The organism is Romboutsia sp. (assembly GCF_056995035.1).
Genome location: NZ_JBXKIW010000045.1, coordinates 22,382 through 42,798 on the forward strand (window position 1 = coordinate 22,382; position 20,417 = coordinate 42,798).

Annotated in this window: 22 protein-coding genes; 20 read left to right on the forward strand and 2 right to left on the reverse strand. The window is 28.3% G+C overall.

All coding sequences use genetic code 11. The annotated features are described in order from the left end of the window. Window positions 1–246 precede the first annotated feature (246 nt). The 6 genes from AC11VW_RS05910 (at window position 247) to AC11VW_RS05935 (ending at window position 5,706) form a co-directional block, all read left to right on the forward strand. On the forward strand, window positions 247–1,596 hold the full coding sequence (locus AC11VW_RS05910; protein WP_484300473.1) for an APC family permease: 1,350 nt from the start codon (window positions 247–249) through the stop codon (window positions 1,594–1,596). Window positions 1,597–1,839: 243 nt separating this feature from the next. Then, a complete protein-coding gene (locus AC11VW_RS05915; RefSeq protein ID WP_484300474.1) occupies window positions 1,840–2,649 on the forward strand; it encodes a polysaccharide deacetylase family protein in 810 nt (269 codons plus the stop codon). Window positions 2,650–2,674: 25 nt separating this feature from the next. Continuing rightward, window positions 2,675–3,634: a peptidylprolyl isomerase gene (locus tag AC11VW_RS05920; protein ID WP_484300475.1), complete on the forward strand. Its 960-nt coding sequence runs from the start codon at window positions 2,675–2,677 to the stop codon at window positions 3,632–3,634. A 347-nt stretch (window positions 3,635–3,981) separates the two neighbouring features. Next, window positions 3,982–4,728, forward strand: coding sequence for a M48 family metallopeptidase (locus AC11VW_RS05925; RefSeq protein ID WP_484300476.1), 747 nt, complete (start codon window positions 3,982–3,984; stop codon window positions 4,726–4,728). A gap of 66 nt (window positions 4,729–4,794) precedes the next feature. Then, window positions 4,795–5,184, forward strand: coding sequence for a hypothetical protein (locus tag AC11VW_RS05930; protein WP_484300477.1), 390 nt, complete (start codon window positions 4,795–4,797; stop codon window positions 5,182–5,184). A 198-nt stretch (window positions 5,185–5,382) separates the two neighbouring features. After that, a complete protein-coding gene (locus tag AC11VW_RS05935; protein WP_484300478.1) occupies window positions 5,383–5,706 on the forward strand; it encodes a hypothetical protein in 324 nt (107 codons plus the stop codon). Window positions 5,707–5,879: 173 nt separating this feature from the next. On the opposite strand, the gene AC11VW_RS05940 is transcribed toward AC11VW_RS05935, so the two are convergent. Next, a complete protein-coding gene (locus AC11VW_RS05940) occupies window positions 5,880–6,728 on the reverse strand; it encodes a DegV family protein (RefSeq protein WP_484300479.1) in 849 nt (282 codons plus the stop codon). Window positions 6,729–7,205: 477 nt separating this feature from the next. Next, window positions 7,206–7,946 (reverse strand): CotA family spore coat protein, encoded by a 741-nt coding sequence (locus tag AC11VW_RS05945; RefSeq protein WP_484300480.1) that lies wholly within the window; start codon window positions 7,944–7,946, stop codon window positions 7,206–7,208. 253 nt (window positions 7,947–8,199) lie between these two features. On the opposite strand from AC11VW_RS05945, the gene AC11VW_RS05950 reads away from it, so the two are divergent. The 14 genes from AC11VW_RS05950 to AC11VW_RS06015 form a co-directional block, all read left to right on the forward strand. Further along, complete coding sequence (locus tag AC11VW_RS05950; RefSeq protein ID WP_484300481.1) at window positions 8,200–8,910, forward strand: SIMPL domain-containing protein; 711 nt, start codon at window positions 8,200–8,202, stop codon at window positions 8,908–8,910. A gap of 123 nt (window positions 8,911–9,033) precedes the next feature. Next, a complete protein-coding gene (locus tag AC11VW_RS05955; RefSeq protein ID WP_484300482.1) occupies window positions 9,034–9,966 on the forward strand; it encodes a DUF362 domain-containing protein in 933 nt (310 codons plus the stop codon). Between the two features lie 99 nt (window positions 9,967–10,065). Further along, complete coding sequence (locus AC11VW_RS05960; RefSeq protein WP_484300483.1) at window positions 10,066–10,287, forward strand: hypothetical protein; 222 nt, start codon at window positions 10,066–10,068, stop codon at window positions 10,285–10,287. Window positions 10,288–10,442: 155 nt separating this feature from the next. Beyond that, window positions 10,443–11,573: a 1-propanol dehydrogenase PduQ gene (locus AC11VW_RS05965; RefSeq protein WP_484300484.1), complete on the forward strand. Its 1,131-nt coding sequence runs from the start codon at window positions 10,443–10,445 to the stop codon at window positions 11,571–11,573. A gap of 212 nt (window positions 11,574–11,785) precedes the next feature. Beyond that, complete coding sequence (eutS, locus tag AC11VW_RS05970) at window positions 11,786–12,136, forward strand: ethanolamine utilization microcompartment protein EutS (RefSeq protein ID WP_484300485.1); 351 nt, start codon at window positions 11,786–11,788, stop codon at window positions 12,134–12,136. 2 nt (window positions 12,137–12,138) lie between these two features. Then, on the forward strand, window positions 12,139–12,573 hold the full coding sequence (locus AC11VW_RS05975) for a EutP/PduV family microcompartment system protein (RefSeq protein WP_484300486.1): 435 nt from the start codon (window positions 12,139–12,141) through the stop codon (window positions 12,571–12,573). A 55-nt stretch (window positions 12,574–12,628) separates the two neighbouring features. After that, window positions 12,629–13,204: an ANTAR domain-containing response regulator gene (locus tag AC11VW_RS05980; RefSeq protein ID WP_484300487.1), complete on the forward strand. Its 576-nt coding sequence runs from the start codon at window positions 12,629–12,631 to the stop codon at window positions 13,202–13,204. Window position 13,205: 1 nt separating this feature from the next. Next, window positions 13,206–14,624, forward strand: coding sequence for a sensor histidine kinase (locus tag AC11VW_RS05985; protein WP_484300488.1), 1,419 nt, complete (start codon window positions 13,206–13,208; stop codon window positions 14,622–14,624). A gap of 182 nt (window positions 14,625–14,806) precedes the next feature. Continuing rightward, window positions 14,807–16,240 (forward strand): ethanolamine ammonia-lyase reactivating factor EutA, encoded by a 1,434-nt coding sequence (gene eutA, locus AC11VW_RS05990; RefSeq protein ID WP_484300489.1) that lies wholly within the window; start codon window positions 14,807–14,809, stop codon window positions 16,238–16,240. Between the two features lie 17 nt (window positions 16,241–16,257). Then, window positions 16,258–17,622, forward strand: coding sequence for an ethanolamine ammonia-lyase subunit EutB (locus tag AC11VW_RS05995; RefSeq protein WP_484300490.1), 1,365 nt, complete (start codon window positions 16,258–16,260; stop codon window positions 17,620–17,622). 12 nt (window positions 17,623–17,634) lie between these two features. After that, window positions 17,635–18,516 (forward strand): ethanolamine ammonia-lyase subunit EutC, encoded by an 882-nt coding sequence (eutC, locus tag AC11VW_RS06000; RefSeq protein ID WP_484300491.1) that lies wholly within the window; start codon window positions 17,635–17,637, stop codon window positions 18,514–18,516. A 20-nt stretch (window positions 18,517–18,536) separates the two neighbouring features. Continuing rightward, complete coding sequence (gene eutL / locus AC11VW_RS06005; RefSeq protein WP_484300492.1) at window positions 18,537–19,190, forward strand: ethanolamine utilization microcompartment protein EutL; 654 nt, start codon at window positions 18,537–18,539, stop codon at window positions 19,188–19,190. 9 nt (window positions 19,191–19,199) lie between these two features. Continuing rightward, entirely contained in the window at window positions 19,200–19,811 is a 612-nt protein-coding gene (locus tag AC11VW_RS06010; RefSeq protein WP_484300493.1) for a BMC domain-containing protein, read from the forward strand. Window positions 19,812–19,813: 2 nt separating this feature from the next. After that, window positions 19,814–20,417 (forward strand): aldehyde dehydrogenase family protein (locus AC11VW_RS06015; protein WP_484300494.1); only part of this gene is annotated, 604 nt, incomplete at its 3' end.

Here is a 20,417-nt window from a genome sequence, read left to right on the forward strand (position 1 = left end):
TTTTGAATTATAACATAAAGGAAAATGTACGAACATAAGTGAATATCAATGTTTGATAAATAAATTAAATTTTAAAAATATATTGAATAGTTAGAAAAAAGAAATATATCAAGTGGAAAAATTCACAAAATGTATAATTAAGAGTAATATTGTCGTAAGATAGGAAAAAATGTATTGAAACTAATAAAAAATGTATTATAATTATAGTGTGCAATAAAATAAAAATCATAATTTAAGGAGAGCGAGATGGAAAACAATCAACTTCAAAAAAACATTGGATTATCTGCAGCTTTATCAACTGTTGTTGGGATGGTTATAGGTGGAGGGGTATTCTTTAAACCTCAAGCAGTTTACTCAGCAACTGGTGGAGAACCAGGACTTGGAATGATAGCATGGGTATTAGCAGGAATTATGACAATAGCAGCAGGACTTACGGCTGCAGAAGTTTCAGCAGCAATACCTAAAACAGGTGGAATGATGGTATATATAGAAGAAATCTATGGTAAAAAATTAGGATTCTTAACAGGGTGGATGCAAACGGTATTATTCTTCCCAGGAACTATAGCAGCATTAGCAGTTATATTTGCAGATCAAGCATCAGGTTTAATAGGAAATCCTTCTTTATTACTTCCTATAGCTATAGGAATGATATTATTAGTAGCAGGACTTAATACTTTAGGATCTAAAACAGGTGGAGCTATACAAACGGTTGCTACTGTAGGTAAATTAATACCTCTTGCAGTAATAATGATATTTGGATTTATAAAAGGATCTGGACAAAATCCAATAATGACTCCGCTAGTAGGAGAAGGTGTAAGTGCAGGTGGAGTATTAGGACAATTATTAATAGCAGTATTATTTGCTTATGATGGTTGGATAAACGTTGGGGCTTTAGCTGGAGAAATGAAAAATCCAGGTAAAGATTTACCAAAGGCAATAGTTGGTGGATTATCATTAGTTATGGCAATTTACGTAATTATAAATTTAGCATATCTTTGGGTATTACCAGCTAGTGAATTAGCAAGTGTATCATCACCAGCAGGAGCAGTTGCGGAAGCGATGTTTGGACCAATTGGTGGGAAGATAATAACTGTTGGTATATTAGTATCAGTATTTGGTGCATTAAATGGATACTTATTAACAGGACCAAGAATTGCTTATACGATAGCAGAGCAAAAAACTTTACCAGGATATAAATTCTTATCTAAGTTAAACAATGCTCAAGCACCAGCTAATGCAACAATATCAATGGCAATACTTGCTTCATTATATGCTTTATCTGGACAATTTAACTTATTAAGTGATTTAGCAGTATTTGCTGTATGGATATTCTATGTATTAACATTCATAGGAGTTATGAAGTTAAGAAAAGATCAACCAAATTTACACAGACCATATAAAGTACCTTTATATCCAGTAATACCAATGGTAGCAATAGTAAGTGGATTATACGTTATAATAAATCAATTATTCTTATCTGGTATGCAAACTACTATGGTATCATTAGGAGGACTTGTAGTAACAGCGATAGGTCTACCAGTTTACAATACTATGACTAAAAAGATTGAAGAAGATAAATCAAAAAAATCAGCATAATAGATAAATATGAAAAAAACTCAAAGTGAAAACTTTGAGTTTTTTTTCATATTTATTTATTTTTTGGAATTTTATATAAAGGTGATAAAAGAAGAAAATTGACTAATACTATAAAAGAAAGTAAGTTAAAAAAAATAAAAGAATATTTATTATTAAATCAAAACGTTCATACACATGTTCAAATAAAAAGATGTTCCTAAACGACAAAACTTAAATATCAAGGCAGAGATAGGAGGAACAAATATGGATAAAAAAGCAAAGCAAAGTCTAACTATAATATTGAGTACAGGAGTAATTACATTAGGTGTATTAGCAATTAATATTAATGTAGGGTATAGTTATAATCATAATGAAGAAGAATCAAGAGATAGTAATTTATCTAATACAACTATAACAAAACTAATTTATGATACAAGTCAAGAAGTGAATAAGGGGCCAAGTAAAAGCAATGGAAAAGTGGCATATATAACAATAGATGATGGGCCTTCTAAATATACAGAAAATATAATACAAACCCTAAATAAATATGATGCTAAAGCAACATTTTTTATGATAGATAGAAATATGAGAAAATATCCAGAACAAGTTAAAAATATAATTGAAAGTGGAAATACTGCAGGTTTTCATAGTGTATCTCATGATATACATAAACTGTATGAAAATTATAGTTCAGCAAAAGAAGAGTTTGACGTAAATAGTGGAACTTTTTATAAAATAACAGGAAGAAAATCAAATGTAATAAGATTGCCATATGGGAGTAAACCATATGCGTCAAGTAAGTCATATGAAACTTTAGTAGATGCTGGGTATAAGTTATGGGACTGGGATATAGACACTCAGGATTGGAGAGATAACTCTAGTCAAATAATAGGGAATGTAAAGCGTTATTCTAAAGATGAAGATGAAATAGTGGTATTAATGCATGAGAAAAAGCAATCAGTAGAAGTATTAGAGGAAATGATAAAATACTTAATAAGTGAAGACTATCAGCTTTTACCAATAGATGAAAATCAAAATCCACAAAATTTCTGGTTAGGAAATTTGTATAAATAAAGACATAATAAATGAGGGTGTTGTAGTGAAAAAGAGAATTTATATAAGTGTGATAGGTATCTTATCTTTATTACTCTTAGGATGTAGTAGCGATAATATAGCTAGTGTAAACGGAGTTAATATAACTAAGGCAGAATATGAAAAAGTTATAGAAGTTGTGAACACTACTAATAATTATAAAGATGGTAAATACGCAGAAAATATTGAAAAAGTTCTTAGAAAAGAAAATAAATCTAAAATGGAAGAATTAATAATTTCATTTTTAATAGATTATGAAGTGGTATATCAAGTGGCGAAAGAAAAAGGATTAACACCAACAGAGGAAGAAATTAATTTAAGATATGAAGATATGCAAAAATCTATAAATTCTAATATTATGTATAAAAAGGAAGTAGAAAATATAGGCATAGGCAAAGAATATTTATTAAAAGCAATTTCAAAAGACTTAGCAGTAGAAAAATATCAACGAGAATACAAAGGTAATATAGAAATAAGTGATGATGAAATAACAAATTATTATAATGAAAACAAAGATAAGTTTAATGTAGATGAGGTAAATGTGTCTCATATATTAATATCTACATTAGACCAAGATGAAAAGGAAGCAAGTGATGAAGAAAAAGTAACAATAAAAGAAAAGGCTCAAGAAGCATTACAAAAAATAAATGAAGGGCAGAGTTTTGAAGAACTAGCTAAGATATATTCTGATGATAAATTTAGTGGAAAGAACGGTGGAAATATAGGCTATATTTCAAAAGAAAATAAAAATATTGAATTTACTAAGGAAGCCTTTAAATTAGAAGAACAACAGGTATCGAATATAATACAAACTAGTTATGGGTATCATATAATAAAAGTTAATGATAAAAGAGAACGATTAAAAGATATTAATGAATGTAAAAAATTAATAAAACAAACTATATTAGATGAGAGTTATGTAAATCATATAGAACAATTGAATAATGAAGCTAATATAAAAAAATAATTTAAATAAAATGTAAAAATCAACCTAAAATGAATCATCTAAGATGTAAGATGATTCATTTTTAGATTAAAATATAAAATAATGCTAGACAAATTTAGCTGAAAAATAATAGAATAAGATTTGAAAACGAATTTATAATAAAAATAATATAGTTCAAAATATAGCTAATATAAATCCAGGTATGATAACTACATATAGTGTAACAGAAGATAATATGACTATGCTTTGGGTAAACGCTAGTAGCAGGTATTGAGTCACAATATTTAGTAGTTCCCAAAAGTACCAGATGGTGAAACTATAGAAACCTTCTGGGGAGCATATTATAAATAAAGAAGGTTGTGATTAGTATGGGGAAAGATAAAAATCAAAGTGAAATATATGTGAAATATACAAATACATATATAAAGTCTTTAGTAATATATAGAAAAAGAAAAAGTATAACTATTATAATAAAACCTAAAGACAGCATAACAATAGTAAGTCCTCCTAATGTAAATGAGAAAATTTTAAAAGATATTTTAATAGAAAAAGCCGATTGGATATTAAAAAAGCTTGATGAATATAAAGATATGAAAGACGTTAATGAAGGAAATGAATTAAAAAGTGGAAGCATACTTTTTTACTTAGGAGAAGAACATATACTAAAAATTATAAAAATCCATAAATTGAAAAATTCTAATGTATTGAAAAAAGAAAACAAAATAATAGTAGAAACTAGTAATGAAGACAATGAATATATAAAAAAAACTTTAAAAGATTGGTATAAAAAAGAAAGTGAAAAGGTAATATTAAATTCTCTAGAAAAGTGCAAAGAAAATTCAAAGATAATGGAAAAATTAACACCAAATGTATTAAAGGTAAAAGAACAAAAGAAAAGATGGGGATCATGTACTTCTAAAGGTGCAATTTATATAAATTCTAAGATAGTAATGGTAAGACCCAAAGCTATACAATATATATTAGTTCATGAATTTAGTCACTTAGTTCATATGAATCATTCAAAGGATTTTTATAAATTGGTGGAAAGTATAATGCCAGAATACAAAAAAGAAGAAGAATGGTTAAAACAATATAGTTATCGATTAACTTTGTAGTAAATCTTATAATTTTGAATATAATTTAGTATTGAAATATTTACCGTAAAGGAGCTGGGCTAATTTATGGATAATAATAAAGGCACTAAAACTAATTCATCAAACTGTAATACGAATAATTCAAATCAAACTCTTGATTTAGGATTAGATAGTTTTTCATATGCAGATTTTGTACTATTATCTTCAACACTAGCATATGTCATAGGTGAAGAACTAAATGATACGGATTTAAACTTAATTATAATTTTTTTAAGTCTGGTATCAGCAGATCTAGCATTAATTTCAGCGAAAAGAAATATATTACAATCAAATCAAGCTTTACAAAATCAAAATGTAGCTATAGGTGCAACTATTACTGAGGCAGAGGACGCTTTAGTAGTTGAGCTACCTAGAAAATCTAAAATTAAAAAGAAAAAAATATACAAAAAGAAAAAAAGAAAAAAACAACTAGACTAGTTATTTACTAAGATGGTTGTTTTTTCTTCTTATAAAAGAACTTAGTATTTTATTTTAAATAATATTAAACAGTAAAATTGATATTAATTATTAGAAGAGCTTATAATATTTACATATAAGGTAGAAAATAAATAAATAAAGGTATTTCTTTTATTTTGTCGAATCATATAAAACAAATGCAATTTAGGAGGTATATTTATGAGAAATAGATTAAATGATACTATACAGTATTTATATATTCAAATGCTAAATGATGGAATAATGAGAGATAGTAAATCACAACAAATACAATACATATTAGATATGATGTCAATGTTTAATGACGATAAGCTAGATATGATTGAAGATATAATAGATAATATAAAGAAGTTTGGATATAAAGAAGAGCATGTAATATCACTTTATAGCATATTACTTAACAATATAACTAAAGCAGATTCTATACTAGATATAGACGCTATACTAGGTGAATATAATCCAACTGAAGAAATAGATGAACTAGTAGGATTACAATACAATTAGGAATAAATTTTTCAATATCGACAAAGAATGAAACATAAGAAAACGGGTGTACGTGGTGGTAACTATTACATAATTAAAAAGGTATGAATAAATAATAATAATAATAAGATAGCATGAAAATATTAAAGGCATTAAATTCAAGATTTTATATCTTGAATTTAATGCCTTTTTCTTTATTTTGTATGATAAGCAATACCAATACTTCCAGGTCCTACATGAAGTCCTATGACAGGGCCAATAGGCTGCGTTTTAACAGTTATATTTAACTTTTCTTCTAATCTTTTAGCAACCTTTAATCCTTCTTCTTCACAGTTTATATGATGAACAATAATACCACCAAAACCATTCTCTTCTATATCTTCAAAGACAGCATTAACTATAGTATCAACTGCTTTTTTCCTAGTTCTAACCTTAGTAAATACAGAAGTTTCACCATCCTTAACGGTAAGAATAGGCTTTATTTGAAGTATATTTCCTAAAAGTGCAGAAGCACTCCCTATTCTTCCACCTTTTTTTAGATAATCTAGCGTATCTGGTGAAAATAAGAATCTACTATGAGTTAATACGTGATTTATAGTATCAATTATATCATCTTTAGATTTTCCTTCTAGACAAGCCTTTGCTCCTTCTATAGCTGCAAATCCCATTTGCATACAGTTAGTTTTAGAATCTATTATAGTGATATCGGCATTAGGAAAATCCTCTAAAATAATATTTTTAATTAAGTTAGCACTTGAGAAAGTACCACTCATGCTAGATGATAGAAATATACCTATTACAGAATCATCGTTTTTAACTATATTTTCAAAAATATTTAACATCTCATTAGGTATAGGTTGAGATGACTTTGGAACCTCATTTGAAGCATTCATTTCATCATAAAATAACTTATTATCTACATCTAACTCACGAGTGCTCTTATCATCCATAAAAACATTTAATGAAACAACAGAAATATCATATTTTTGAAGATACTCTGTTGGCATATAAGATGTACTATCAGTGACTATTTTTATCGACATACAAATCTCTCCTCTCATTACATTCAATATAATTATATAAAATAAAAACTTAATAAATAATGGTAATAATGATTCATAATCTAATTATATACTAAAATAATTATAAAGTAAAATCAATGTATTTTATAACTAAAATATGATTTTTGAATATAATTATTAATAAATTTTATAGGAATATATATCAAAAAAATGATAATGTAAATCTAAAAACATTTAAATCCAGGAAGTATTATACAATAATTCAAAATCATAATAAGTAGGGGGAATAATATGTACAGTTTTAAAAATGATTATAGTGAGGGTGCACATCCACAAATACTTGAGGCTTTGGTATCCATTTCTTGAAATTTCACTTTTATTCAATATAAAAAGTGTGCACCTTCCTTTTTTAGAAGAATACACACTTTATTTGAAGTACCTTATTTCAAAGAATAAATAATTTTTATTTGTAGAAGTTATTTTTCATGAAATTTTATCTTAAATATTAATAAATCCTACAGAATCTAAGCAAACAAAGTATATTTGTTTTTCAGAACCAGTATTAGAAAGAACTAAAACATTTCCTATTCTACCTAGTACCTTAGCATCCTTCACAGCTAGCCATCCAGCAGTTAAATTAACTTGGTTAGAGTTAGAAATCGCATTGAAAATTCCATTATTACAGCAACATTCATCACATTTAAAGTAACATTTTTCATGATGTTTATCAAGTAATGCAGTTAAATCAGCTTCGAACTCAGCTTTAGAGCAATCAAAGAAGAATGAGATAGCTTCTAGATCACATAAAGATACTCGGTTTATATATAAATCTAATTTATGAGCACTTGAAGGATTTCCAGTATCATGAGGATAATATATTTTGTCAGTAGGTACTATATTTACTAAGTCACAATTACAAGAGTCAAAACCATTAAATGTAGCACAAGGGAAGCTTAGATTATCATTACCTTGATCTGCATCTTCTTCAAGGAAAGTTCCGACTGTATAGTGGTGCCCTATAAATGCAAAATGATCAATTTTAAGATTTGGATATATTTTTGGGTCTTTTAATAATTTTAAAGCTTCTTTCATACTTTCTTTACAGCAACATTCTTCTTTTTTATGATGATCTTTGTCATGATGATCGCATTCATGTTCCTTATCTTTCCAATCTTTTTTATTTGATTCACAGCAGCAATCATCTTTCCAACCATTTCTATTTGATTCATAGTTACCCATATAATCATACTCCTTAAATTACATAATTCATAGATGATTTTATAACCTATGTACTATAATATATTATTACATTTAATAAAAGGTTACATATGATACAAAAAAAATTACATTATTTAAAATGAATATAGCTTAAAATAGATAGATTAATTTAACTAGCACAACGAGTTAATTAAATATATTAAAAAAATTTTAATTATTTCACATATTTTAAATTTTTTTAATATAATATAGTAACGCTAAAGGAGGAGTAATTATGAATTATTTTCCAGGGAAATATCCATATAATCGATTTTATAGTAATGTAAAAAAATCAACTAGAGATGATTGTTCTCAGTGTAAAGATAATACTTTAAAAGTTTATGGAGAAGGTGTTATAAGCATAAAACCCGATTTAGCAATAGTTAGACTAGGAGTTATTACACAAGGAAATGAGGCAAGTGAAACTCAACTTGAAAATTCAAAACTAGCAAATCAGCTTTTAAATTCATTATATGATTTAGGTATACCAAAAGAAAATATTGAAACTCTACAATATAATATAGTTCCTATATATGATTACAGTGAGCCAAATAAAAAGCTTGTGGGATATAGTGTTACTCATATTTTTAAAATTGTTATAGATGATATATCTAAGGTTGGTACTGTAATTGATACATCTACTAAAAGTGGTGCTAATACTATACTTGGTGTAGATTTTTCTATTAAATATCCTAGTGTTCTTTATAGAAATGCACTAGAAAAAGCTATTATAAATGCTACTAAAAAAGCTAAAAAGATATCTAATAGTATCAATGTTGATTTGAATATGACTCCTTTATTAATATCTGAGGAGAATTATAGTACTTATCCAAATTATGGTTCTGTAAAAGGTTATGCTACTAATGGAGTTCCGACTCCTATACAAGAAGGAACTATTGATGTTAAAGCTTTTGTGACAATGATTTTTGAATATACAAAAATTTAAATAGAAGATTTAATGAAGTGTTAAAATCCTCATTAGTTATTTAAACTGAGAGGATTTTTTTGTATCTTTATATGAATAAATGTAAATAATTTAATAGATAAATTATTAAAATGAGGTGAAATTATGATAAGAGAACGTAAAGTAAAAGAACCAATAGTAGCCATAACAAAAGCAATGAGCGAAGGAAAGTCATTAGAAAAAGCATTAGATTTGTTACCAATAGATAAAGTTATACAAGAAGGAAATAAAGTAATAATAACACCAAATTGGGTTAAAGATAAAAAACCAAAAGATGGTGTAGTAGTAGGGCCTAAAACACTTAAAAAGCTTATACAATATGTTAAAACTAAAAACCCATCAAAGATATATATAGCAGTAGGTTCAGGTGGGGCAAGAACACCTGATGTAATGAAAGAAGTAGGGTATGATAAAGTATTAGAAGATGAAGGTGTAGAATTTATTGATATGAACTATGGACCATACATAGATTTAGAATTAAATCACGAAATAATTAAATCAACTCCTATAAACAAAGTAATAAATGAAGCTGACGTTATAATATCATTTACTCAACTAAAGCAACATGAAGAAGCGACAGTAACAGCCGCTATAAAAAACATAGCAATGGGATGGCCACCGGCTGAAATTCATGGATATCCTAAAAAACAAACAGGAATACATGAAGATTTACATGGATTCATAAGAAGCTTTGCAAATAAAGTACCTATAGATTTAAGTATAATAAGTTGTGACAAAGCAATGATAGGAACTGGACCTACAAATGGTATGGCAGTAGATACTCCAGGTCTAATAATAGCATCTACAGATCCACTTGCAGCAGATGTTATAGGTGCAAGGTTACTTGGATTTTTACCACAGGCAGTATGTTATTTATATGGATTATATAAAGATGGTTTAGGTGAAGCTAAACCTGAAAAAATGACTATAAAAGGTCTAGATTTAATAGAAGCTGAAAGAATATTTAGTAAAGCAGCTTATGGAAAAAGTGATGTTATGATAGATAAAGAAAAATTTAAAGATATACATGGAAATTAGATAGCAGCTTATATAGATATATGAAAATTTTTACAAGAATTTTAAAAAGGAATGCGTGTAATAATAAGGATAGAAATAAAACCAAAAGGATGTGACAACATGACTCATAGAAAAAGAGCAAACATAAGAAAGATGCAAGATTACAAAACAGAAAAAGCAGAGGTAGCAGAAGAATTAGGTATAAATGGTGCTAATAGCACAGAAGTTAACGTAAAAATAGCCTCTGAAAGAGAACCTAAATATAGTAACAAAACTTTGACTAAACAACACAATCTTAGAAATGATCAAAAAACAGCAAGAGAGAAAAATGAATTTAGATAAGATTAAGTTAAATTTTATTGACAATATTTTGCTCAGATAGTATATTAAAAATGATAACACAAAGTAGTGTTCAAAGAGCAATGAAGCTCCATAGATTAAATCTATGGAGTTTTTTGTTTTTACGCAAACACTGAATAAAAAGGGAGAGATAAAAAGTGTATAATTTTGAAATAAAAACTAAAATAAAATTTGGAGAGGGGTCTTTAAAATCGCTTAATGAAATAAAAAATAAGAAAATATTAATAATTACAGATCCATTTATGATCAAATCTAAAATGATAGATAAAATAGTAGAACACATTAGTGAATCTGACTATGAAATATTTAGCGATATAATTCCAGACCCACCAATAGAAACAATAGTAAGTGGAGTAGAAGTATTTAATAAAGTAAAACCAGAAGTTATTATAGCTTTAGGCGGAGGATCTGTAATAGATGCAGCAAAAGCTATAATGGATTTTTCAAAGAAAATCTTAAAAACACAAAAAATAGAATTTATAGCAATTCCAACGACTAGCGGAACAGGGTCAGAGGTTACATCTTTTTCTGTAATAACAGATAGTCAAAGAGGAACGAAGTATCCATTAGTGTCAGATGAACTTCTTCCAGACGTAGCTATATTAGATCCAGAACTAGTAAAAACAGTACCAAACTTTATAACAGCGGATACTGGTATGGATGTACTTACTCATGCAATAGAAGCTTATGTATCAACTAATGCAAATGATTTTTCAGATGCACTTGCTGAAAAAGCTATAAAGTTAGTTTTTAAATATTTAATTAAATCATATAAAGATGGAGAAAATCTTGAAGCTAGAGAAAAAATGCACAATGCATCATGTTTAGCAGGACTTGCTTTTAATAATACATCTCTTGGTATAAATCATTCTATAGCACATGTGCTAGGTGGTAAATTCCATGTACCTCATGGGAGAGCAAACTCAATATTACTTCCACATGTAATAGAATATAATGCAGATATAGTAGGGTATAATAATACAAAGTACTCTTTAGCTTCACAAAAATATGCAGATATAGCTAGTTTATTAGATTTAAATTCATCTAATGTAAGAGTTGGTGTAAAAAGCTTAGTTAATGAAATAAAGAAAATGCAAAAAGAAATGAATATGCCAACTAAGTTAAGTGAATGTAAGGTAAATAGTAGCGATATAACTAACTTAGAAGAGGAAATAGCAGTGATAGCAATAAAAGATGCATGTACTAAAACTAATCCTAAACAGCCAACAGAAAAAGATATAATAAACATACTAAGTAAAATTAAATAACGACATAATAAATCAAGGAAAATGTTTATTATAAAAGAAAAAATAAATATTGACAAATATAAAACGAAATTTTATAATAAAAGTATCACAAAGGCGTGGTAGTTTATAAAAAAGCAATGAGGCTTCTTAAAGATATATTTTTATGTGTCTTTTAGAAGCCTCTATTTATTTAATAATAGTAATTAAAAGTTAAAAAGAAAGCAGGGAATCAATTGACACAAGATACTAAACAAAGAGTTATTCAAGAATATGTTCCAGGTAAACAAGTTACCCTTGCTCATATAATAGCAAATCCGAGTGAAGAGATATATAAGAAATTAGGGCTTATAATAGATAAAAAAGATGCAATTGGAATACTTACAATAACTCCAAGTGAGGCATCAATAATAGCAGCAGATGTTGCGACAAAGGCATCAGGTGTATCATTAGGCTTTATAGATAGATTTAGTGGGTCTTTGGTAGTTACAGGAGATATAAGTTCTGTAGAATCTGCACTTGATGAAGTATTACAAGTTTTAGGAAATATGTTAAATTTCACATCTACTAAGATAACGAGAACTTAACAATGAAAAATATAATTTTTATGGGTAAAACAGGAAGTGGTAAAACTACTTTATGTCAAAAACTAGATGAATTAGAGCTTAAATATAAAAAAACACAGTCAGTAGAAATTTACAACAATGCAATAGATACTCCTGGCGAGTATATGGAAAATAGATCATTATATAATGCTTTAATAACAACATCAGTAGATGCAAAGGTAATAGCAATAGTATATGATTGTACACAAGAAGAAAATTATATAGCACCAGGTTTTGCAAGTATGTTTTGTAAGGAAGTAATAGGTATCATAACCAAAATTAATAATGCTGATAGTGAAAACGATATCAACATAGCAAAAGAAAGATTAGAAATGGCAGGCGTTAATAAAATATTTAAAGTAGATACTATTGATAATATAGGTATAGAGGAATTACTTAAATATATAAGTGATTTTTAAAATATCTGTTATATACAAAAAAAGTGTTGTAAAGACCTTAAGTGAGGTGGAATATATGGGCAAAAAAATATTATTAGTGGATGATGAACCACTTATAAGAATCGATATAAAAGATTTATTAGAAGATAGAGGATATGAAATAGTAGGAGAAGCTTGTGATGGATTTGAAGCTGTTGAAAACTGCAAAAAGTACAATCCAGACTTAGTAATTATGGATATAGATATGCCAATACTAGATGGAATAAAAGCAGGAAAAATAATAGCTAAAGAAAATTTAGCAGGTGGAGTACTTTTATTAACTTCTTTTGAAGATAGTGAATACATAGAAAAAGCTAAAAGTATTGGAGCATTTGGATATTTAGTAAAACCTGCTAATGAAAAAGTACTTATACCTACTATAGAAATGTGCTTATCAAAGGTAAATGAATTTGAAAAAATGAAAAAAGATTTAGATAATATAAATTCTAAGTTAGTAGAAAGAAAAGTAATAGAAAGAGCAAAAGGTATATTGACAAGAGAGTTTAAAATAGGTGAAGATGAAGCTTATAATAGAATAAGAAAGCTTAGCATGGACAAAAGAACCACTATGCTTGAAATAGCTAAAATGATTATTATTGGATATGATGAATAATATGATGAATAATATGATAAGAAAAATATGTATAGAAAACACCTATTTAAGTGAAAAACAAATTGAAAAAATCATAGAAATTTCAAAATCATTAGAATTGATGGCAAACTTTTATGAAAGTGATGTTTTCATAGATATATTAAGTAAAAATAAAAGTGAAGCTTTTGTAGTGTGTCATGGTAAGCCAGAAAATAATTCACTTTATAGTGAAAATGTTGTAGGTAAAAAAGCCTTAAATGAAAATGAGCCAGGAGTAATAAGGACTCTAAAATTAGGAATTACAACTAGGGATATAAAAGCTTTAACTCAAGAATATAAATTAGTACAACAAACTATTCAGCCAATAACCTTAGAAAATGAAGTTATAGGAGTATTAATAGTAGAAAAAGATATAAGTAATGAATTAAAACATGAATTCGATATAAATCAAAATAATAAAACTCAAAATGAAAAGTCATATGAATTTATAAATTTAATAAAAAATAATAATTTTTTAACTGATAATTTAAATTCTGCTATACTTGTATTTGATAAAAATGGAATATTGAAAATAAAAAATAAAAATGCAGTACAAATATATAAATCATTAGGATTTATATGTGATATACAAGATATGCACTATGATGATTTATATATAGAATCTGAAAAATTTGAGGAAATTTTATTGAATGAAGATTATGATGAAACTAATGAAGTTTGTATAGATACATTATTTTTCAAAATAAAAACAATACACATCAAAGATGATGAGTTTAAAATTGTAAAAATAATAGAAGATATAAGTGATTTAAAACAAAAAGAAGCTGAACTTGTGCTCAAATCAGTAGCAATAAGAGAAGCACATCATAGAGTTAAAAATAATCTTTATACAGTTATATCACTACTTAAAAAGCAAAGTAGAATATCTAATAATGAAGAAGTTAAGCATTGCTTAGATAATATAACCAATAGAGTATTTGCAATATTATCCACACACCATTTATTATCTAAAGAACTAGATAATAATATATCTGTATTAGATGCGATCAATTTATTAGTAAGCAATATCCAAGGTGGCTATTGTGATAATAAAGATATAAATATTTATATAAGTGGAGAAGATTTTAAAATAAGTGGAGAAAAAGCAAGTGCACTTTTACTGGTCATGAATGAGGTTATACAAAATTGTTACGACCATGCATTTAAAGATAAAGAAAAAGGTAATATACAGATATTAATAAATGAAGAAGATGAATATAAAAACATAGCAGTAATAGACGATGGAACAGGATTTACTGAGGATAATTTAGACAAAAAAAGTTTAGGAACTTTTATAATCGATAGCTATATAAATCAAGTATTAAAAGGAAGTATTGAAAGACTTTCAAGTGAAAATGGTACAAAGATTTTATTGAAAATACCATCACAAATCAATATTTAAAACTAATAACTTAACTACAAAGTAGTAGTATTAATTGAGCAAAGAGGCTTAAGGTTGTTAATAGAGTAGGTGAATTTAAAAGAAATTACATTAATTTCTAAGTTAAATTTAACTTATATTTATTATAACTTTGAGCCTCTTTGCTTGTTTAAAACATACTTTAAATCTTAGGAGGTGAAAAAATGAGAGAAGAGTTATTAAGTGTTGGAATTGATATTGGTACAAGTACTACTCAATTGATTTTTTCTAAATTAATAGTAGAAAATACTGCATCGAGTTTTTCGGTTCCTAGAATAAGTATTGTAGATAAACAAATAATTTACAAAAGTAAAGTTTACTTTACTCCTCTTGTTTCAAATAATGAAATTAATGGAGATAAGATAAAAGAAATTGTTGAATTTGAATATAAAAAAGCAAATATAAACAAAGAAGATATACACACTGGAGCAGTTATAATAACTGGTGAAACAGCTAGAAAAGAAAATGCCAATGACGTATTACATACCTTAAGTGGATTTGCAGGAGATTTTGTAGTTGCAACAGCAGGGCCTGACCTTGAAAGTATAATATCAGGAAAAGGTGCAGGTGCACATATTTATTCAAAAGAACATTCAACAACAGTTGTAAATGTAGATATAGGTGGAGGAACTAGCAACATAGCATCATTTAAAAGAGGTGAAGTTATAGATACTGGATGCCTTGATATAGGTGGAAGACTTATAAAAATAGATAAAAGTAGTAAAAAAATCACCTATATATCACCTAAGATAGAAAAAATCATAAAAGATAAAAATTTAAATCTTCAAATAGGAACTATAGCCACTATTGAAAACACAAAACCAATAATAGATGTAATGGTTAATTTACTTTTACAAAGTATTGGACTTAAGGAAAAGGATAACTTATTTGATTTTATAGTAACTAACAAATCTATAAAACTAGAAGATGAAATGAAAAATGTTTCTTTTTCAGGTGGAGTAGCTGATTATATTTATTTTGATGGATTAATAAATGACTATTTTGAATATGGAGATTTAGGCATTTTACTAGGACAAGCCATTAAAAATTGTGAAGAGATTAAAACAGTAAATGTAATTAAGCCATTAGAAACTATAAGGGCTACTGTAGTAGGGGCAGGTTCTCATACAACAGAAGTAAGTGGTAGTACTATAACCTATACACATGAAGCTTTTCCAATTAAAAACCTACCAGTTTTAAAATTATCATTAGATGAAGAAGCTGGAAGTTCATTACAAATAAGTCAAGCTATAAAAAATAAACTTAGTTGGTTTAAATTAGAAAAGGATCTTCAAAAAGTTGCGATTGCTATACAAGGTAAAAAAAATCCTACTTTTTTAGATATACAAGAATATGCTAGTGGTTTTGTAAATGGAATGAGGGAACTTATAGAAAATGAATTGCCATTTATAGTAATAGTTGAAAATGATATGGCGAAAGTCTTAGGACAAGCTATATATGCACTTTTAGACTATGAAGAAGATATTGTTTGTATAGACAGTATTAAAGTTGAAAATGGTGATTACATTGACATTGGAAAACCAATAGCTGAAGGTAAAGTTTTACCAGTGGTAATAAAAACCTTAGTTTTTAATTAATAGAGGGAGGTAAGTAGATGATTTTAAAAACAAAATTATTTGGACGTACTTATCAGTTTAAAGGATTGTATGATGTAATGGCCAAAGCTAATGAAGAAAAATCAGGAGATAAATTAGCAGGGGTTGCTGCTGAATCTGCAGAGGAAAGAGTTGCTGCTAAAGTTGTTTTAGCAGAAATAAAATTAGAAGATATAAGAAATAATCCAGCAGTTCCTTACGAAATAGATGAGGTAACTAGAATAATACAAGATGATATCAATGAAAAGATATATGAAGAAATAAAAGATTTTACAGTATCAGAATTTAGAGAATGGATATTAGATAGCAATACAACTACTGCTGATTTATCAAGAATATCAAGAGGATTAACTTCTGAAATGATAGCAGCTGTTACTAAACTAATGTCAAACATGGATTTAGTATATGCAGCTAAAAAAATAGTAGTAAAAGCTCACTGTAATACAACAATAGGAGAACCTGGAACTTTATCGGCAAGACTTCAACCAAATCATCCAACTGATGATCCAGATGGAATACTTGCATCATTACTTGAAGGGTTAACTTATGGAATAGGTGATGCTGTGCTTGGACTTAATCCAGTTGATGACTCAGTTGAAAGCGTAAATAAAGTACTTAAAAGATTTGATGAAGTTAAACGTAAGTTTGATATACCAACTCAAATATGTGTACTTGCACATGTTACAACTCAAATGGAAGCAGTAAAACAAGGTGCTCCAGCAGACCTTATATTCCAATCGATAGCAGGTTCTGAAAAAGGAAATGAAGCTTTTGGATTTAATGCACAAACAATTGAAGATGCTAGACAATTAATGTTAAAGCAAGGAACTTGTACAGGACCAAATGTAATGTATTTTGAAACAGGACAAGGTTCAGAATTATCTTCAGAAGCTCATCATGGAATAGATCAAGTTACTATGGAGGCTAGATGTTATGGATTTGCAAAGAGATTTAATCCATTCTTAGTTAACACAGTTGTAGGATTTATAGGACCTGAATACTTGTACGATGCAAAACAAGTTACAAGAGCTGGACTTGAAGATCACTTTATGGGTAAATTAAGCGGATTACCAATGGGTGTTGATGCTTGTTATACAAACCATATGAAAGCAGATCAAAATGATATAGAAAATTTAGCAGTATTATTAACAGCAGCAGGGTGCACATACTTTATGGGAATACCTCATGGAGATGATGTAATGCTTAACTACCAAACAACTGGATATCATGAAACAGCGGCTTTAAGAGAAATGTTTGGTTTAACTGCAATAAAAGAGTTTGATGAGTGGATGGAAAAGATGGAGTTCAGTAAAAATGGTAAGTTAACACAAAAAGCAGGAGATGCATCTATATTATTAGGATAGGAGATCTGATTTATGAATGAGAAGGATTTAAAAGCATTAGTTGAACAATTAGTTGGCCAAATGGTTGGTCAAGTTGATACAAATTCTATAAAAGAGGTTGCGACTAAGGTTAGTGAAAGTATAGTTGACAACAATGCTTGTATAGATGACATAACAGAAATAGATATAAAAAAGCAATTATTAGTTGAAAACCCAGCTGATAAGGAAGCTTATTTAGATATGAAAGCTAAGACTCCAGCAAGATTAGGAACTGGAAGATGTGGAGCAAGATATAAAACTATAACTGCACTAAGAGTAAGAGCAGACCATGCAGCAGCTCAAGATTCTGTATTCTCTTATGTAAGTGAAGACTTTATAAAAGAAAATAATTTATTTGCAGTAGAAACTTTATGTAGTGACAAAGATGAATATTTAACAAGACCAGATCTTGGTAGAAAATTCTCTAGCGAAACTATACAATCTATAAAGTCTAAGTTTGGTACTAATCAAAAGATATTGCTTATGATAGGTGATGGATTAAGTTCAGCAGCTATAGAAGCAAACTTAAAAGATTGTGTTCCAGCTATAAAGCAAGGTTTAAAAATGTATGGTATAGATTGTGGAGAATTGTTATTTGTTAAACATTGCAGAGTTGGTGCTATGGACCATATAGGTGAAGAGTTAGATTGTGATGTTATATGTATGTTAGTTGGAGAAAGGCCAGGTCTTGTTACTGCTGAATCTATGTCAGCATACATTGCATATAAACCAAAGTTAGGTATAGCAGAAGCTAAAAGAACAGTTATATCAAATATTCACAAAGGTGGAACAACTGCTGTCGAGGCAGGTGCTCATATAGCTGAACTTATAAAAACTATGTTAGATAAAAAAGCTTCAGGGATAGACCTTAAATAATTAAGTGGAGAGTGTAAATTATGAAAAATGATGTAATCCATCCTAATGTACTAGGAGTTAAAATAATTTCAAATATAAGTCCAGAAATGGCACAAAAGTTAGAGTTAGAACCACATCAAAAAAGTTTAGGATTAATAACTGCAGATTGTGATGATGTAACGTATACTGCACTTGATGAAGCAACAAAAGCATCTGACGTTGATGTTGTATATGCAAAGTCTATGTATGCAGGAGCAGCTAATGCTTCAACTAAACTTGCTGGTGAAGTTTTAGGTATAATAGCAGGACCAAGCCCAGCTGAAGTAAGAAGTGGATTAAATGCAGTAATGGATTTTATGGAGTATGGTTCAACATTTATAAGTGCTAATGATGATGATTCAATAGCATATTATGCACATTGTGTATCAAGAACGGGAACATACCTTTCTAAAGTAGCAGGAATAAAAGAAGGTGAAGCATTAGCATACTTAGTAGCACCGCCACTTGAAGCAATGTATGCACTAGATGCAGCTCTTAAAGCAGCAGATGTATCTATGTGTGAATTATTTGCACCTCCAACTGAAACAAACTTCGGTGGAGCATTACTTACAGGTTCTCAATCAGCTTGTAAAGCAGCATGTGATGCTTTTGCAGAAGCAGTAAAAGCTGTTGCAGATAACCCAACAGGATTCTAGGATAAATAAATGATTAACGCATTAGGTTTAGTAGAAGTAATAGGTTATGTTGCTGCAATAGAAGCGTGTGATGTTTGTTTAAAGTCTGCCAATGTACATTTAGTAGGAATTGATAAAGTTGGAAGTGGGATTGTAACGGTAAGTGTAACTGGTGATGTTGGAGCTGTTAAGTCGGCAGTAGAAAGTGCACAAATATCTGTATCAATAATTGGAAGCTTAAGATCAACTCATGTAATACCAAGATTACATCAAGATGTAGTTGAGGCTTTGTTTAAAAAAGAAGAAAAAAAAGAAATTGAAGAAATTGAAGAAATTGAAGAAAGTCTTAGTGAAAAATGCTCTGAAGATATTGATATGATTGAGGAAGTTCAAATTAAAGAAGATATAAAAGATGAAAAAGACCTAGTAGAGATAAAAACTGAAAAAATAGAGAAAGAAACCGAAGAAATAAATAAAGAAAGCACTGACAAAGGTAAAAATGATTTATCTAAAATGAGTGTTAAAGAACTTAAAACCATAGTTAAAAGATTAGATGCTTCGCTTACAAATAAAAATTTAAATTCTTTGAGAAAAGAAGAATTAATAGATATGGCTGAAAAGTTTAGCAGAAAGGACAGATAGTTATGACACTTCTAGATAAAGATTTAGTATCTATACAAGAAGTTAGAACTCTTGTTAGAAAATCTAAACAAGCTCAAATTGAGTTAGCAAATATGAATCAAAAACAAATAAATAAAATTGTTAAGGCAATAGCTGATGCAGGATATGAAAATGCTACTAAGTTAGCAAAAATGGCTAATAAAGAAACTGGATTTGGAAAATGGGAAGATAAAATAGTTAAAAATGCTTTTGCATCTAAGGGAGTTTATGAAACTTTAAAAGATACAAAAACTGTTGGAATAATAAATGAGGATAAAGAAAATAAAACTATAGACATAGCTACACCAGTTGGAGTTGTTGCAGGAATTATACCTTCGACAAACCCAACATCAACTGTTATATACAAAGCTATGATATCTATAAAATCAGGAAACTCAATAGTTTTCTCACCACATCCAAATGCAAAAGAATGTATACTTGAAACTGTTAAAATAATATGTGAGGCTGCAGTAAATGCAGGATGTCCAAGTGATGCTATATCATGTATTACTATACCAAGTTTACAAGGAACTAATGAATTAATGAAGCATAAAGATACTAATTTAATATTAGCAACTGGTGGAGAAG